The sequence below is a fragment of the Enterobacter sp. N5-15 genome, assembly GCF_057221635.1.
Genome location: NZ_CM170150.1, coordinates 4,559,247 through 4,574,461 on the forward strand (window position 1 = coordinate 4,559,247; position 15,215 = coordinate 4,574,461).

At 57.1% G+C, this 15,215-nt stretch carries 13 protein-coding genes; 8 read left to right on the plus strand and 5 right to left on the minus strand.

The window, feature by feature from the left end:
- The first annotated feature begins 105 nt into the window (after positions 1-105).
- The 3 genes from AC2TE5_RS21650 to AC2TE5_RS21660 all read left to right on the plus strand — a co-directional run bounded on the left by AC2TE5_RS21650 (position 106) and on the right by AC2TE5_RS21660 (position 4,204).
- A complete protein-coding gene (locus AC2TE5_RS21650) occupies positions 106-948 on the plus strand; it encodes a 23S rRNA (adenine(2030)-N(6))-methyltransferase RlmJ (protein WP_023333753.1) in 843 nt (280 codons plus the stop codon).
- 71 nt (positions 949-1,019) lie between these two features.
- Entirely contained in the window at positions 1,020-2,372 is a 1,353-nt protein-coding gene (gene gorA / locus AC2TE5_RS21655) for a glutathione-disulfide reductase (protein WP_484612344.1), read from the plus strand.
- A 182-nt stretch (positions 2,373-2,554) separates the two neighbouring features.
- A complete protein-coding gene (locus AC2TE5_RS21660; RefSeq protein WP_159515086.1) occupies positions 2,555-4,204 on the plus strand; it encodes an alpha,alpha-trehalase in 1,650 nt (549 codons plus the stop codon).
- Between the two features lie 59 nt (positions 4,205-4,263).
- Here AC2TE5_RS21660 and AC2TE5_RS21665 read toward each other — a convergent pair whose 3' ends face one another.
- Complete coding sequence (locus AC2TE5_RS21665) at positions 4,264-5,853, minus strand: STY4199 family HEPN domain-containing protein (protein ID WP_484612345.1); 1,590 nt, start codon at positions 5,851-5,853, stop codon at positions 4,264-4,266.
- A 148-nt stretch (positions 5,854-6,001) separates the two neighbouring features.
- On the opposite strand from AC2TE5_RS21665, the gene AC2TE5_RS21670 reads away from it, so the two are divergent.
- A complete protein-coding gene (locus AC2TE5_RS21670; protein WP_484612346.1) occupies positions 6,002-6,541 on the plus strand; it encodes a GNAT family N-acetyltransferase in 540 nt (179 codons plus the stop codon).
- A 71-nt stretch (positions 6,542-6,612) separates the two neighbouring features.
- Positions 6,613-6,951: a lysozyme gene (locus AC2TE5_RS21675; protein ID WP_213329076.1), complete on the plus strand. Its 339-nt coding sequence runs from the start codon at positions 6,613-6,615 to the stop codon at positions 6,949-6,951.
- Here the strand turns inward: AC2TE5_RS21675 and AC2TE5_RS21680 are convergent.
- Together AC2TE5_RS21680 and AC2TE5_RS21685 are read right to left on the minus strand one after the other, a co-directional pair.
- A complete protein-coding gene (locus tag AC2TE5_RS21680) occupies positions 6,930-7,529 on the minus strand; it encodes a helix-turn-helix transcriptional regulator (protein WP_484612347.1) in 600 nt (199 codons plus the stop codon). The genes AC2TE5_RS21675 and AC2TE5_RS21680 overlap by 22 nt on opposite strands.
- A 173-nt stretch (positions 7,530-7,702) precedes the next feature.
- Positions 7,703-8,461: an SDR family NAD(P)-dependent oxidoreductase gene (locus AC2TE5_RS21685; protein WP_484613372.1), complete on the minus strand. Its 759-nt coding sequence runs from the start codon at positions 8,459-8,461 to the stop codon at positions 7,703-7,705.
- Between the two features lie 119 nt (positions 8,462-8,580).
- On the opposite strand from AC2TE5_RS21685, the gene AC2TE5_RS21690 reads away from it, so the two are divergent.
- The 3 genes from AC2TE5_RS21690 to AC2TE5_RS21700 all read left to right on the plus strand — a co-directional run bounded on the left by AC2TE5_RS21690 (position 8,581) and on the right by AC2TE5_RS21700 (position 12,141).
- Positions 8,581-9,480 (plus strand): LysR family transcriptional regulator, encoded by a 900-nt coding sequence (locus tag AC2TE5_RS21690; RefSeq protein WP_213329074.1) that lies wholly within the window; start codon positions 8,581-8,583, stop codon positions 9,478-9,480.
- 52 nt (positions 9,481-9,532) lie between these two features.
- Complete coding sequence (yhjD, locus tag AC2TE5_RS21695; protein WP_484612348.1) at positions 9,533-10,558, plus strand: inner membrane protein YhjD; 1,026 nt, start codon at positions 9,533-9,535, stop codon at positions 10,556-10,558.
- Positions 10,559-10,818: 260 nt separating this feature from the next.
- The gene (locus AC2TE5_RS21700) at positions 10,819-12,141 is read left to right on the plus strand and encodes an MFS transporter (RefSeq protein ID WP_484612349.1); all 1,323 of its coding nucleotides are present in this window, start codon (positions 10,819-10,821) and stop codon (positions 12,139-12,141) included.
- A 105-nt stretch (positions 12,142-12,246) separates the two neighbouring features.
- On the opposite strand, the gene AC2TE5_RS21705 is transcribed toward AC2TE5_RS21700, so the two are convergent.
- Together AC2TE5_RS21705 and pdeH are read right to left on the minus strand one after the other, a co-directional pair.
- A complete protein-coding gene (locus AC2TE5_RS21705; protein WP_484612350.1) occupies positions 12,247-14,289 on the minus strand; it encodes an AsmA family protein in 2,043 nt (680 codons plus the stop codon).
- A 65-nt stretch (positions 14,290-14,354) separates the two neighbouring features.
- On the minus strand, positions 14,355-15,128 hold the full coding sequence (gene pdeH, locus AC2TE5_RS21710; RefSeq protein WP_484612351.1) for a cyclic-guanylate-specific phosphodiesterase: 774 nt from the start codon (positions 15,126-15,128) through the stop codon (positions 14,355-14,357).
- Between the last annotated feature and the right edge of the window lie 87 nt (positions 15,129-15,215).

The window sequence follows — 15,215 nt, forward strand, 5'->3', positions numbered from 1 at the left end:
GCGGAAAAGAGCCCGGTGGCGCTGCGCTTGCCGGGCCTACGGGTAATCTGCGCCGTTCTGCTGTAAACTGTGGCAAATCGTCACTTCAGCGGAATATCATTACCCATGCTCAGTTATCGCCACAGCTTCCACGCAGGCAACCACGCCGACGTCCTTAAACACACCGTTCAGAGCCTGATCATCGAATCGCTCAAAGAGAAAGAGAAGCCGTTTCTCTATCTGGACACGCACGCGGGCGCGGGCCGTTATCAACTGAGCGGCGAGCATGCCGAGCGTACCGGTGAATATCTGGAAGGGATTGCCCGCATCTGGCAGCAGGACGATCTGCCTGCCGAGCTGGAGCCGTACATCGGCGTGGTGAATCACTTCAACCGCAACGGCCAGCTGCGCTACTACCCGGGCTCGCCGCTGATTGCACGCCAGCTGCTGCGCGAGCAGGACAGCCTCCAGCTGACCGAGCTGCATCCGAGCGACTTCCCGCTGCTGCGTTCTGAATTCCAGAAAGACAGCCGCGCCCGCGTGGAAAAATCCGACGGTTACCAGCAGCTGAAAGCGAAGCTGCCGCCGGTTTCCCGTCGCGGCCTGGTGCTGATCGACCCGCCGTACGAAATCAAAACCGACTATCAGGCGGTGGTGACCGGTATCCACGAAGGCTACAAACGCTTCGCCACCGGGACATACGCCCTGTGGTACCCGGTGGTGCTGCGCGCGCAAATCAAACGCATGATCAAAGACCTGGAAGCGACCGGCATCCGCAAAATCCTGCAGATTGAGCTGGCGGTACGTCCGGACAGCGATCAGCGCGGCATGACCGCCTCCGGGATGATTGTGATCAACCCGCCGTGGAAGCTAGAAGCGCAGATGAACAACGTGCTGCCGTGGCTGCATAAAACGCTGGTGCCAGCGGGTACAGGCCACGCCACCGTCAGTTGGATCGTGCCGGAGTAATCGCAGCCATCGGTGGAAACTATTGATTTCAGGTATACAATCGCGGCAATTCACGATTAAGGACAAAAGCTATGACTAAGCATTATGACTACATCGCAATCGGCGGCGGCAGCGGCGGCATCGCCTCCATCAACCGTGCGGCCATGTACGGCCAGAAGTGCGCGCTGATTGAAGCCAAAGCGCTGGGCGGCACCTGCGTGAACGTGGGTTGTGTACCGAAGAAAGTGATGTGGCATGCGGCGCAGATCCGTGAAGCTATCCATATGTATGGCCCGGACTACGGCTTTGACACCACCATCAACCACTTCGACTGGGACAAGCTGATCGCCAGCCGTACCGCCTACATCGACCGTATTCACACCTCGTACGACAACGTGCTGGGTAAAAATAACGTTGACGTCATTCACGGCTTCGCCCGCTTTGTGGACGCGAAAACGATCGAAGTGAACGGCGAGACGATCACCGCCGATCGCATCCTGATCGCCACCGGCGGCCGTCCGAGCCACCCGAACATTCCGGGCGTGGAATACGGCATCGACTCCGACGGTTTCTTCGAGCTGCCTGCCCTGCCTAAGCGCGTTGCCGTTGTTGGCGCGGGTTACATCGCGGTTGAACTGGCCGGCGTGATTAACGGCCTGGGCGCTGAGGCGCACCTGTTCGTGCGTAAACACGCGCCGCTGCGCAGCTTTGACCCGCTGATCGTCGACACGCTGGTTGAAGTGATGAACGCCGAAGGCCCGACCCTGCACACCAACGCCGAGCCAAAAGCGGTAGTGAAAAATGCGGACGGCAGCCTGACGCTTGAGCTGGAAGATGGCCGCAGCCAGACCGTCGATTGCCTTATCTGGGCGATTGGCCGTGAACCGGCGAACGACAACTTCAACCTCGGCGTGACCGGCGTGAAAACCGACGAAAAAGGCTATATCGTCGTCGATAAATTCCAGAACACCAGCGTACCGGGCATTTATGCGGTCGGCGATAATACCGGAGCGGTTGAGCTGACGCCGGTGGCCGTTGCGGCAGGTCGTCGTCTCTCTGAGCGCCTGTTCAACAACAAGCCGGACGAGCATCTGGATTACAACCTTATCCCAACCGTAGTCTTCAGCCACCCGCCAATCGGCACCGTCGGCTTAACCGAGCCGCAGGCGCGCGAGCAGTATGGCGACGACCAGGTGAAAGTGTATAAATCGGCGTTTACCGCGATGTATACTGCCGTGACCTCGCACCGTCAGCCGTGCCGCATGAAGCTGGTCTGCGTGGGCCCGGACGAGAAGATTGTCGGTATCCACGGCATCGGCTTCGGCATGGACGAGATCCTGCAGGGCTTCGCCGTGGCGCTGAAGATGGGCGCAACCAAGAAAGACTTCGACAACACGGTGGCAATCCACCCGACGGCCGCGGAAGAGTTTGTGACCATGCGTTAATCCTGATGCCCCTCCCCGGAGGGGCATTTTTTTTAACATTCATAAATCGTTGCAAAACGAATGCTCCGAAAATAGTGATCTACCGCACATATCCCTCCCCAACTACCGAAGCGAATGTCTACGCTTATAAGACGCCCGGATAAACCTGTCTTTTGAACACACAACCGGAGGTCCCTATCACCATGTTCAACCAGAAACTACAGGCTACCGAGAACATCGAGTTCGAGATTGCAGAAGAGCTGCGCTACGAGACCGATCCCTGCGAGTTGAAACTGGATGAAATGATTGAGGCGGAGCCGGAACCCGAAATGATCGAGGGGCTACCCGCCTCCGATGCGTTGACGCCCGCAGACCGCTATCTTGAACTGTTCGAGCACGTGCAGTCGTCGCGGCTGTTTGCGGACAGTAAAACCTTCCCCGACTGCGCGCCGAAGATGGATCCGCTGGATATCCTGATCCGCTACCGCAAGGTCAGGCGCCACCGGGATTTCGACCTGCGCCAGTTTGTGGAGAACCACTTCTGGATGCCGGAAACGTACGGCACAGAATATGTCTCCGACCCGGGCCTTTCCCTGAAAGAGCACATTGATAACCTGTGGCCGGTGCTGACGCGCGAGCCGCAGGATCATATTCCCTGGTCTTCTCTGCTGGCGCTGCCGCAGGCCTATATCGTCCCCGGCGGGCGATTCAGCGAGACCTACTACTGGGATTCCTATTTCTCCATGCTGGGGCTGGCGGAGAGTGGCCGTAACGATCTGCTCAAATGTATGGCGGACAACTTCGCCTGGCTGATTGAACGCTACGGCCATATCCCCAACGGCAACCGCACCTATTATCTCAGCCGCTCGCAGCCGCCGGTCTTTGCCCTGATGGTGGAGCTGTTCGAGGAGGACGGCGTTCGCGGTGCGAAACGCTATCTGGACCACCTCAAAATGGAGTACGCCTTCTGGATGGACGGCGCGGAGTCGCTGCTGCTTAACCAGGCTTACCGCAGCGCCGTGCGCATGCCGGACGGTTCACTGCTCAACCGCTACTGGGACGACCGTGATACCCCGCGCGACGAATCGTGGATTGAGGACGTGGAAACGGCACGCCACTCGGGTCGTCCGCCCAATGAGGTGTATCGCGATCTGCGCGCGGGGGCAGCGTCCGGCTGGGATTATTCGTCCCGCTGGCTGCGCGATCCGTCGCGGCTCGCCAGCATCCGCACGACGCAGTTTATCCCCATCGATCTGAACGCCTTCCTGTTCAAGCTGGAAAGCGCTATCGCCAACATCTCGGCGTCGAAAGGGGATAAAGAAACGGCAGAGGCGTTCCGCCAGAAAGCCAACGATCGCCGCGCGGCGGTGAACCGCTATCTGTGGGACGAGGAGAGCGGCTGTTACCGCGATTACGACTGGCGGCGCGAGGAACAGGCGCTGTTCTCGGCAGCCAGCATTGTGCCGCTGTACGTGGGCATGGCGACGCACGAGCAGGCCGAGCGCCTGTCTGATGCGGTCAAAGCGCGGCTGCTGACCCCCGGCGGGATTCTGGCGACCGAGTACGAAACCGGCGAGCAGTGGGATAAACCCAACGGCTGGGCGCCGCTGCAGTGGATGGCGATTCAGGGGTTCAAGCAGTACGGCAACGACTCGCTGGGCGATGAGATCGCCTGGAGCTGGCTGCATACGGTGAACCATTTTTATCAGACGCATCATAAGCTGATTGAGAAGTACCACATCGCCAGCAGTACCCCGCGAGAAGGTGGCGGGGGTGAGTATCCGCTGCAGGATGGTTTCGGCTGGACGAACGGCGTGGTGAGGCGGCTGATTGGGTTGTATGGGGAGCCTTAAGTGGGGTGCGGTCTGGTGCCCTCACCCCGGCCCTCTCCCACAGGGAGAGGGAGAAGAGATCAGCGAATCACCTCATAAATGGCAGTCTGAATGGACTGCCATTTTTTCGAAGCGGCATCCGGCTGCGACTGCGCGCGGCGTGTGGCCATGTCGAGATCGTGCTGCTGGCGTTTCACCACGGCAGGCACGGTGCAGAACGCTTTGAGATACTCTTTACGTACCGAGGTCAGAGACTCGCCGTTCGACATGGCGTGGCTGAGCGTGCTGATGAAGCGACGGCACGGCTTCTCTTCCACCATGTTCTGACGGTAGCGTAACATCAGCTCCAGCACGTCGTCATAGCCTGCCGACATCGCCTCTTCGGTCCAGGAGAGCTTCCAGTCCATGCCGCCCTGCAAAAATAGCAGGGTCACGCGGGTATCGTTGCGGTTAATGGCCGAGCGGAAATTGTTCTCGTCCCAGGTCACCCCCATGCGCGTGAGCGTTTCGCGCGAGGAAGGCGTCTCGCGCATTTCCTGCGGAGGGGCTGCTTCAGCCGCGCTGGCGGTCGCAGGCTGCGGTTTGCTGCTGGTCACCAGCCAGAATCCCCCCGCCACGATGGCAATCACCATGACGCCAACCGCCCCCCATAGCGCACCGGAAATAAGCTGCTCGCGTTGTTCGGGGCTGCGCGGCGCGCGCTGGGTCGGCTTTTCAATGGTGTCACGGACTTCAAACAGATCCCCACCGGTGACCCGATCCATTTTCTGCGCCTTTTCCCAGAAGGTATGCAGTTCGCTGGCATCTACCGCCATAAATCCGGCCGGATTGACGCGCGTTCTCCCCTCTTCAAACGCGCGTTGAACGGGCCGCGCGATCTGCGCGTAATAGTTATCCAGCAGCTGAGTTTGCGCCGAGCTTAGCGTTTTCTGAACGGTGATGCTGTTGCGGATTTGCCGAATGTCGTCGAGGAAGGTTTGCAGCGTTTTGCGCGGTTCAACCAGCAGCGTCAGCATGGACGGGTCGCTGAACAGCGAAGCGTAATAGCGGCTGAACTCTTTTTTATCCACCAGCATCTGCGCCAGTTCGCTGAACATCATGCCGCTCAGAACATCGTTGATCTCGCCAAGCTTCAGCCAGCGCCGTACGCGATCGGCGTTAAACAGGGTCTTCAGATGATTGTTCAGCCGCACCTGATCGGGCCAGGCCTGCTGGATGAGCCCTTTAATCATCAGCTCAATCGCGCGTACCTGCTTTTGCGCCTGCTGCTGCTGCAGTTCGCTTCCCGGCGCCAGGTCCGTGCTGTAGGTCAACAGCGGCTGTTGCAGGCGAAGATGTTCCAGCGCGGTCACAAACCGCATCGCCGCAATAAGCTGGTTTTCACTCACATCCTGTCCGCTTTCATACTGCGGAACGCGCTGCTGCAGCAGGCGCAGCTGGAGGGTAAATTCCGACATCTCGGCATCATTCAGGTTGAGTTTTTTCGCAACGGCTCCCCAGCCGCCCAGAGCTAATCGCGCGCTGTCGAGTTGTTCCAGGAACCAGCGTGGATCTTTGCCCTCAGAAGCATGTACATTCAGAAGAAGCAAAATTTCCACCGACGCATGGCGAATGACCGCCAGACAGTGTTCGAACTGTTCGCGAATATGGTGTGATGTGCTGAGAGTCATTGTTTTCCTTAAGCGACAACGAAGACATCCGGAATGGGCACGAGACGGCCCTTTTTCTTTTTATTTATACGCGGTTAACCATACCTGACTTTCTGTTGAAATAAAGTGACAACCCTAAAATCATTTAAAATGTTTCAGGAGAATCTGAATGCCGGTTTTAATTACCCCTCGCCTTACCTGCTCGCCCCTGCAGGAAAAAGACTGGCCCTTTTTTCTGGCGCTCCAGCAGCATCCCGACGTCATGCGCTTTGTGGCGGAGGACCGCCCCGTCGCAGCCATCCGCGAGGCGTTTGATTCGCGCCTGACGCCCTGGGCACCGGGCAGCGCGCACTGGCTTTGTCTCGTCGTACGTGACGCCGCCTCCCAGGCCCCGCTGGGCGTTACCGGGTATATTCATCGGGAGGAGGACTGTGCCGAAGTGGGCTTCCTTTTCGCCCCCGAGGCGCAGGGGAAAGGTTACGGCTTTGAATCCCTGAACGCGCTTTGCGATTACGCTTTTCATCAGGGCGGTATACGTCGACTCACCGCTACCGTCACCGCGGGGAATACTGCTTCAAGACGCCTGCTGGAAAAAGCGCGCTTTCGCCTGGAAGGTGAATTACGCGAGAGTTATTACCTCGCGGGTCGCTGGCAAAATGACTGGTTATTTGGTTTATTACAGCAGGAATACCTGAATAATAATTCCTGATCAACAGCCATTTGGCGGATATTTCTCGAACGTCGTTTCCTCTACAGTGTCGCTATTAAGAGGAAACGAATATGAAAGGTCATGCGCTGAAAATATCTTCTGCCGCCATTGCGTTAATAAAAAAATATCAGGGTCTTTCTCTGGAAAAATATCGTGACGAAAACGGATTATGGGTTATCGGCTATGGCCACGTGCTCCGCGATCGGGCGCATTTTCACGGTCCCATCACGCCTGCCGAGGCAGAAGATTTGCTGCATGACGATATTCAGCGGTGTGAGGCGCTGCTGCGGGAAAGCGTGACACGCCCATTAACCCAACAGCAGCATGATGCGCTGGTTATGATGATATTCAGCTTCGGCGAGATGCCTTCGCTCCCAAACGCGATTTTTCAGGCCGTTGCACGGGTATAGAACAGGGCAGCCTGCGTTCTGTTTTTCACCTCCAGCCGCCGGAAAAGCGCCTCAAGGTGCGCTTTTACCGTGGCCGCGCTGATGTTGAGATTGCGTCCAATCTCTTTATTTGACTCCCCCGCCGCCAGCAATTTCAGCACGTCGCGCTGGCGCTCGCTCAGGGATGATAAGGCCTGAGACGACGGCTGTCTGACCCACTCTCCGGGAAAACAGACCATCCCTCTGGACACCGAATCCAGCACGGCGGAAAACCGCTCGGGGTGGGCATTTCGGGGAATGATGGCCATGATGTTTCGCTGCCGTAACTGCTCAACCCATCTGGCCTCTTTTTTCGCCAGAACCAGAATCACGCGTATCGCCGGAAAGCGTTGCATCATCTCTTCCAGCAAAGCGCTCCCCTCATCATCAATTAAATTCCCGTCAATCATGACGATAGCTGACGGTGCAGCGGAAACCTGCGCCCATAAATCGTCTGCCTGACAGGTCCCTGTCATATCTATTTCCGGAATTAGCGCCTGAAGACTGTGTATCGCTCCGTGAATAAAGAGTGACTGCCTGTCAAACATGATTACTCGCATCGTTTTTCTCCCTCTGAGAATAGCGAAGGGGGATTCTACAGAGGGGTGATTTAAGAAAAAACTCAACGAATGGGGACGTTACAAATCCCCCCGAGTTCTTTATATCTGCCCGTATTTAGACACATTCATGTTAAGGATTTCCTTAAGAGATTCCTTCCCCTTACGCGCGTGCATCACAGGAACATACCGCCTGACACTTCAATACGTTGCGCATTCATCCAGCCCAGCTTATCGCTCAGCAGTGCCGCAACGGCATCGCCAATATCGTCCGGCAGCCCCACCCGCCCCAGCGCCGTCTGCGAGGCCAGCAGCTGATTCAGCTCTGCGTTGTCGCGCACGCGTCCGCCACCAAAGTCGGTTTCAATCGCGCCCGGCGCAATGATATTGACGGCGATCCCGCGCGCGCCCAGCTCCTTCGCCTGATAGCGCGTCAGCACTTCCATCGCCCCCTTCATGGCCGCGTAGGTCCCTGAGCCCGGTTGGGTAAAACGGGCCAGCCCGCTGGAGACGTTGAGGATCCGGCCCCCGTCGTTAAGCAGCGGCAGCAGGCGCTGGGTCAGGAAGAAAGGCCCTTTGAAATGAATGTTCAGCGCCTCATCAAACTGCGCTTCCGTCGTGTCGGTATAGGGCGCATATAAACCCGTTCCGGCATTGTTCAATAAATAGTCAAAGGTTTCACGCTGCCAGACGGTCCTAAGGATTTCCTGAAGCTGTCGGGCAAAAGTATCAAAACCCGTGATATCCCCGACGTTAAGCTGTAATGCCGCTGCGTTGACGCCTTTTTGCTGAATTTCATGCACAACGTCCAGCGCTTCCTGCTGGCTACGGTTGTATGTCAGGACGATTCCCGTGCCGTCTGCCGCCAGCTTTAACGCAGCGTTTTTACCCAGACCGCGGCTACCACCCGTCACTAATGCGATACGTTCACTCATCATATACCTCGTTTTGGCTGTTAAGGAGATTGAGAAAGAGCTTATTAGGTGATAGAAAATCAATAAAGATAGGTTAAAGCGCTTCACTGTTTCATCAGCAACAACAATGAGCTTCCTCTATGGATAAAATTCACGCAATGCAGCTATTCGTCCGCGTCGCGGAACTGGAGAGTTTTTCCCGCGCGGCCGAAACATTAACCCTGCCGAAAGGCAGCGTTTCACGACAGATTCAGGCTCTGGAAAACCGGCTTGGCACCCAGCTATTGCACCGCACCACGCGCCGCGTCAGCCTGACGCAGGACGGCATGGTCTATTACGAGCGGGCAAAAGATCTGCTGGCAAACCTTGATGAACTCGACGGCATGTTTCAGCACGATCCCTCCAGCATCAGCGGCCGTCTGCGCGTGGATATGCCCGTCGGCGTTGCTCGAAATTTAGTCATCCCCAAACTGCCTGCTTTTCTGCAGCACTATCCGGGCATTGAACTGGAACTCAGCAGCAGCGATCGCCTGGTGGATGTGATCCGTGAAGGGTTTGATTGCGTCGTCCGCGTCGGCGCGCTGAAGGATTCAGGGCTGATTGCCCGTCCGCTGGGCAAGCTGTCGGTGATTAACTGCGCCAGCCCGGATTATCTGGCGCGATTCGGCTACCCGGAAACGCTGGACGATTTAGGCTCGCACGCCGTCATCCACTACGCCGCGATGCTGGGAACCCGCCCGCAGGGCTTTGAGTTTTATAACGGCAGTGCGACGCAGTGGATAAAAACGGGCGGGGTGTTAACCGTCAACAGCACGGAAACTTACCAGGCTGCCTGCCTCGCCGGGCTGGGCATTATTCAGGTTCCGCGGGTTGGGGTGCGCGATTTGCTGCGCGCGAAGAAACTGATTGAGATCCTCCCGCAATACCGGGCCGAACCGATGCCCGTCTCCCTGATTTATCCCCACCGCCGCAACCTCTCCCGACGGGTCCATCTGTTCATGGAGTGGCTGACCGAACTCACAAAAGCTTACGTGGACTAGTCGCAAGCTATAATTCAAAAACACATCCAGCTCAACGAAAAGGAAAATGCGCGTGACGCCGGAAAACAATCCGCAACGACCCACCCAACATTTAGAGTATGAGCCCGTCAAAAAGATGGAAACCGGGCCTGAAGAGGCCACCTCGCCAGGCACCGCCAGCAAAGCGCTGGGGACCGTCACCGGCCTTGCCGCGAGAATTCAGCAGTTTCCCATGGTTGCGCATCTGATACGCGCGACCGAGCGCTTTAATGACCGTATGGGAAACCAGTTTGGTGCCGCCATCACCTATTTTTCCTTCCTGTCGATGATCCCGATCCTGATGGTGTCGTTTGCGGCGGCAGGTTTTGTGCTCGCGTCGCACCCGACGCTGCTGCAGGATATCTTCAATAAGATCCTGAATAACGTCAGTGACCCGACCCTGGCCAGCACGCTCAAAAGCACTATCAATACCGCCGTTCAGCAGCGTACCACCGTCGGCATCGTCGGTTTGCTGATTGCCCTTTACTCCGGCGTTAACTGGATGGGCAACCTGCGCGAGGCCATTCGCGCCCAGTCGCGCGATGTCTGGGAGCGTAAGCCGCAGGACCAGGAGAAAATTTTGGTTAAGTATCTCCGCGATTTTGTTTCGCTGATTGGCCTGCTTGTCGCGCTCATCGTGACGCTTTCCATTACCTCCGTGGCGGGCTCGGCGCAGCAGATGATCATCTCCGCGCTTTACCTTGATTACATCGAATGGCTGAAGCCCGCCTGGCGCGGCATTGGTCTGGCCATTTCCATCTTCGCCAACTACCTGCTGTTCTTCTGGATCTTCTGGCGCTTGCCCCGCCATCGTCCGCGCAAGAAGGCGCTGATCCGCGGCACATTGATTGCGGCGATCGGCTTTGAAGTCATCAAAATCGTGATGACTTACACATTACCGTCACTGGTTAAATCCCCTTCCGGCGCGGCCTTTGGCTCGGTGCTGGGGCTGATGGCGTTCTTCTACTTCTTCGCGCGTTTAACCCTGTTCTGCGCGGCGTGGATTGCCACCGCCGAGTACAAAGACGACCCGCGGATGCCGGGCAAAACGCACCGGTAACCCCGCTCTCGGGCTGAAATTTCAGCCCGATTCATCATTTCAGCATATAAATCCAGTCCGTAACTTTTATTTAACTGAAAACCAGTTTAATTGACTGATATTTAAAATCTGTGAAGCATTTCATAGACGTGTTTTGGCTGGCCTGAAAATTATCCGCTTTTTGTTGCTTTTATCACCAGCGCGCGGCTTTGTTACAGATTGAAATGTCGCTTTTGCTGTGCGTAATATGGCCTTTCGTTCGACAAAAATAAGAAAATATTATGCAAGCAACAGCCACCACACTCGACTCGGGAACGGAAAACGTTCCGGTAAACTCGCGCAATAAAGTTGTCGTCGCATCGCTGATTGGCACCGCCATTGAGTTCTTCGACTTTTATATTTATGCCACCGCCGCGGTCATCGTCTTCCCGCATATTTTCTTCCCGCAGGGCGATCCGACGGCGGCCACGCTGCAGTCTCTGGCGACCTTTGCCATCGCGTTTGTTGCGCGTCCGATTGGCTCTGCGCTGTTTGGACACTTTGGCGATCGCATTGGCCGCAAAGTCACCCTGGTGGCCTCGCTGCTGACGATGGGCATCTCCACCGTGGCCATCGGTCTGCTGCCGACCTATGAAACCATCGGCATTCTGGCGCCGGTCCTGCTGGCGCTGGCGCGTTTTGGTCAGGGTCTGGGCCTGGGCGGTGAATGGGGCGGCGCGGCGCTGCTGGCCACCGAGAACGCTCCGGCGCGCAAGCGCGCGCTGTATGGCTCATTCCCGCAGCTTGGCGCACCGATTGGCTTCTTCTTTGCCAACGGGACGTTCCTGTTGCTCTCCTGGCTGCTGACGGATGAGCAGTTCATGAGCTGGGGCTGGCGTATTCCGTTTGTCTTCTCTGCCGTACTGGTGCTGATTGGTCTGTATGTGCGCGTCTCCCTGCACGAAACGCCGGTCTTTGCCAAAGTCGCGGCAGCGAAAAAACAGGTAAAAGTACCGCTGGGAACGCTGCTGACCAAACACGTCCGCGTGACCGTGCTGGGCACGTTTATCATGCTGGCAACCTATACGCTGTTCTACATCATGACCGTCTACTCCATGACGTACAGCACCGCTGCCGCGCCGGTGGGGCTGGGTCTGCCGCGTAACGAAGTGCTGTGGATGCTGATGATGGCGGTGATCGGCTTCGGTGTGATGGTGCCGATTGCGGGCCTGCTGGCGGATAAGTTTGGTCGCCGCTCAAGCATGATTGTGATCACCACGCTGATCATTCTGTTTGCCCTTTTCGTCTTCCCGCCGCTGCTGGGTTCAGGAAGCCCGGCGCTGGTGATGGCCTATCTGCTGATTGGCTTGAGCCTGATGGGGCTGACCTTCGGCCCGATGGGCGCGCTGCTGCCGGAGCTGTTCCCGACGGAAGTGCGTTATACGGGCGCGTCGTTCTCCTACAACGTTGCCTCAATTCTGGGCGCATCCGTTGCGCCGTATATCGCAACCTGGCTGCAGGCGAACTATGGTCTGTTCTACGTGGGTGTCTATCTGGCGGCCATGGCGGCGCTGACGCTGATTGCGCTGCTGATGACGCATGAGACAAAGCACCAGGCTCTGTAATTCACTGCGGCCTGATGCCCTCACCCCGGCCCTCTCCCACAGGGAGAGGGAGGAAGTCCCGTAGGCCAGGTAAGCGCAGCGCCACCCGGCGAAACAGGCCGCACCTTACTTCTTCATCTGCGACAAAATATTCCGGCACTGATTCGCTTCGCCTTCTGACGGCGAAATCAATGCCAGCAGCGCTGCGGCTGGGGTGACCAGCGTCGCAAGCGCCGCAGCTACTGCGCCACGCGCAATCAACGGTCCGGGCTTCACGCCCGCCTGCGGATTTTTGAAGGTCCCGCGCACGTAAAGCGGCGAGCGCAGGGTGATGATACGGATCCCCTTACTTTCCGGGTCAATCGTCAGATCAAGCTGCTCCGAGGCCATGCTCGCGGTACCGGTCACGTTAATCACCGCGTTTTCCGTGTCAAAGGCAAAAATCTGCGGGCGCGCCACGCCGTTAACCAGATCCAGATTGGCCGCCGCGCAGTTCACCCGCACCTCGTCATCACCGAAGATCTGCCCGATAACGAAATTACCCACGTTCAGCCCCAGGATCTCCATAAGGTTGCGGCTCACCAGCCCGTCGTTCATCAACAGCTTCAGGTTACCATTACCGCTGCCCAGCAGCGCCGCCACAGAGTTCCCCACGCCGCGAATGTCGGCATCACCGTTCATTTCACCGAGGGTTTTCTGCATCAGCTCTACGTTCGGCATCAGCTCTTTCAGCTTCAATCGACGTGCCTGGATCTCCGCCCGTCCCTGCATCGGCTTCTTATCGCCTTCCAGGTGAATGTTCGAGGAGATCGTCCCGCCCGCCATGCCGAACTTCAGCGGCTGCAGGCGCAGGTCGGCGTTTTTAAGGAGGATATGGGTCGAAAGATTGCTGATCGGCAGCGTACTGCCATGTTCAATTTTTCCGCCTTTGAAGCGCACATCCGCATCCATCACGTTCCATTTATCCGTCTCAAAGCGCTCATGAGGCAGCACTTTCCCGGCAGGCTGAGGATCTTTCTTCACCTCTTTTGACTTCGTGCCTTTACCGGAGTCGATACCTATCAGCGGGCCTAAGTCGGCCAGACGCAGCTGACGGGACTCAACGTCCCCTTCCAGTTTCGGGCGCGGTTTTCCGGTGGTGTAGGTTAGCGTGCCGTGGATGTCGCTGTCGCCGATCCGGCCGTTGAAATCCCGGTAGTCAAAAACGGACGATTTTTCGGTGTCGATTTTGGCGACCAGATGCCCGTCCGTTTCGAACGGTGGGGTATCCGGCAGCAGTACGCCGGTCAGTTCATACAGCTCGCCCAGCGAATCACCGGCAAATTTGAGCTGAAGGTCGACGCCACCCATATTCATCGGATCGTTGACCGTGCCCACGAACGCCACGCGGGTGTTACCGGAACGGAAGTCCGCCTGCACCGGGAACGGCGTGCCTTCGCTCCGCAGCGCCAGCATGCCGCCTATTTTCCCTTTACCGCTGAGAGGCTGATCGTTGTAGCGCCCTTTTGCCGTCAGGCCGAAGACATAATCACCTACGCTTGCCGCGTCGCCTTTTGCTTTCGTGCCCGTGACCTCGCTAAACGGCAGCGGTTTGCCCAGCGGATCGACAAGGATCTCCACATCCGCCTTGCTGACCTTATCGTCGATGGCGATCCGTCCGCGATCGAAAAGAATATTGTCGAGACGGAATGACCAGGAAGAAGGCTGGGCATTCGGATCTTTTTCGCTGTCGCTGGCAAGGTTAAACGTCCAGTTGTTGTTTTTTTCTGAGAGTCGGATCAGGCGCGCATCGGGCTGCTGAAGTTTGATCCACGGCAGATAGACCGTTTTGGTGAGGAGCGCCAGCGGAGCCAGCGTGGCTTCAACGCGCGGCAGGTGGATCATTGTGACGTCCGGGATATCCGGCGGGTTGCCGAGGATGATGTCGTCGGCATGGACGTGTGGCCAGGGGATCCAGCTTCGCCAGCCTGGCTCCTCTTTCTGACGCTCCCACACCACCCCTAAATCACCGCGTATGGCGAAGGGGCGGTTCAGTTCGGTTGAGACTTTCTGGTTGATGGTCGGCTTGAGACGGTTCCAGTCAAACGTCGCAATAATGATGGCGACGACCACGATCAACAACAAGAAAATCCCTGCTGTCCAGGAGATTACCCTGGTTGTTCTCGTCATTTTTATCCCCTTTCCTGATGACCTGTTCTGTAAAACTATAGTCCAGACAAAGGGAAGCGGGCTTATCAGAGGGTCGTTATAACGCTATCGAGGCGATCCATGGGTACCGGGCGAGAGAGATAATAGCCTTGCGCCGCCGCTGCGGGAGAGTTTTGCACATCACGCCACTCTTCCAGTGTTTCCACACCTTCAACAATCACGCCCTGGCAATAGCGATTCATCAGCTGTAATAACAGCGTAAACAGATTCCGCCCTTCCTGGGTCTGACGCAGCATAATGAACAGATCGCGGGCCACTTTAATGTAGTCGTAGCGCACTTCACTCAGGGCGGAGAAGTTCGCCATGCCGGTGCCAAAGTCATCCAGCCACAGCGGGCCGTATTCGCTTATCGAAGCAAACGAGGAATCCTGCGGCAGGCGGACATGCTCCACCAGCTCAAAACGCATCCACGGCAGAGTGGCGATCAGCTCCTGCAATTTCGCGTTCTGGCGCAGCGCCAGCAGGGTTGGGCCATCGACGTTAACCGAGGCGAGGATATCGTGCCGTTCGAAAAAAGACTGCTTCGTCGCCAGCATGCGAAGCTGCTCTTCCAGCACGTCCAGGCGCTGGCGAACGGCAACTTCGGCAAAATAGCGATCCGGCGCGATGCGCTGAGTAGGGTTTGAGGGGTGCGTAACGACGGTCAAAATCTCAATTGCCATCAGTCGACCATCTGTTCGGTAGATCGGCTGATAGGTGTACGCACGCTCACATTGCAGCCAGTAGCGATGCTCCTGCAAGTTCTCAATACTTGCCTCAGGCGTAGTGCTCAGCCGCTGGATAACCTGCTCTGACTTCATTTCAGATGTCCTGTTGTTGGGATAGCCTTTCTGGACTCGTCACAGGATTATCGGCGCGACAATTGAGAACTTTATGTTCAATTCACC

What these genes read in the sequence shown, in the direction of transcription:
- AC2TE5_RS21650 (WP_023333753.1), top strand. Translation starts at nt 106, where the DNA reads ATGCTCAGTTATCGCCACAGCTTCCACGCAGGCAACCACGCCGACGTC.
- gorA (WP_484612344.1), top strand. Translation starts at nt 1,020, where the DNA reads ATGACTAAGCATTATGACTACATCGCAATCGGCGGCGGCAGCGGCGGC.
- AC2TE5_RS21660 (WP_159515086.1), top strand. Translation starts at nt 2,555, where the DNA reads ATGTTCAACCAGAAACTACAGGCTACCGAGAACATCGAGTTCGAGATT.
- AC2TE5_RS21665 (WP_484612345.1), bottom strand. Translation starts at nt 5,853, where the DNA reads ATGACTCTCAGCACATCACACCATATTCGCGAACAGTTCGAACACTGT.
- AC2TE5_RS21670 (WP_484612346.1), top strand. Translation starts at nt 6,002, where the DNA reads ATGCCGGTTTTAATTACCCCTCGCCTTACCTGCTCGCCCCTGCAGGAA.
- AC2TE5_RS21675 (WP_213329076.1), top strand. Translation starts at nt 6,613, where the DNA reads ATGAAAGGTCATGCGCTGAAAATATCTTCTGCCGCCATTGCGTTAATA.
- AC2TE5_RS21680 (WP_484612347.1), bottom strand. Translation starts at nt 7,529, where the DNA reads ATGCGAGTAATCATGTTTGACAGGCAGTCACTCTTTATTCACGGAGCG.
- AC2TE5_RS21685 (WP_484613372.1), bottom strand. Translation starts at nt 8,461, where the DNA reads ATGAGTGAACGTATCGCATTAGTGACGGGTGGTAGCCGCGGTCTGGGT.
- AC2TE5_RS21690 (WP_213329074.1), top strand. Translation starts at nt 8,581, where the DNA reads ATGGATAAAATTCACGCAATGCAGCTATTCGTCCGCGTCGCGGAACTG.
- AC2TE5_RS21700 (WP_484612349.1), top strand. Translation starts at nt 10,819, where the DNA reads ATGCAAGCAACAGCCACCACACTCGACTCGGGAACGGAAAACGTTCCG.
- AC2TE5_RS21705 (WP_484612350.1), bottom strand. Translation starts at nt 14,289, where the DNA reads ATGACGAGAACAACCAGGGTAATCTCCTGGACAGCAGGGATTTTCTTG.
- pdeH (WP_484612351.1), bottom strand. Translation starts at nt 15,128, where the DNA reads ATGAAGTCAGAGCAGGTTATCCAGCGGCTGAGCACTACGCCTGAGGCA.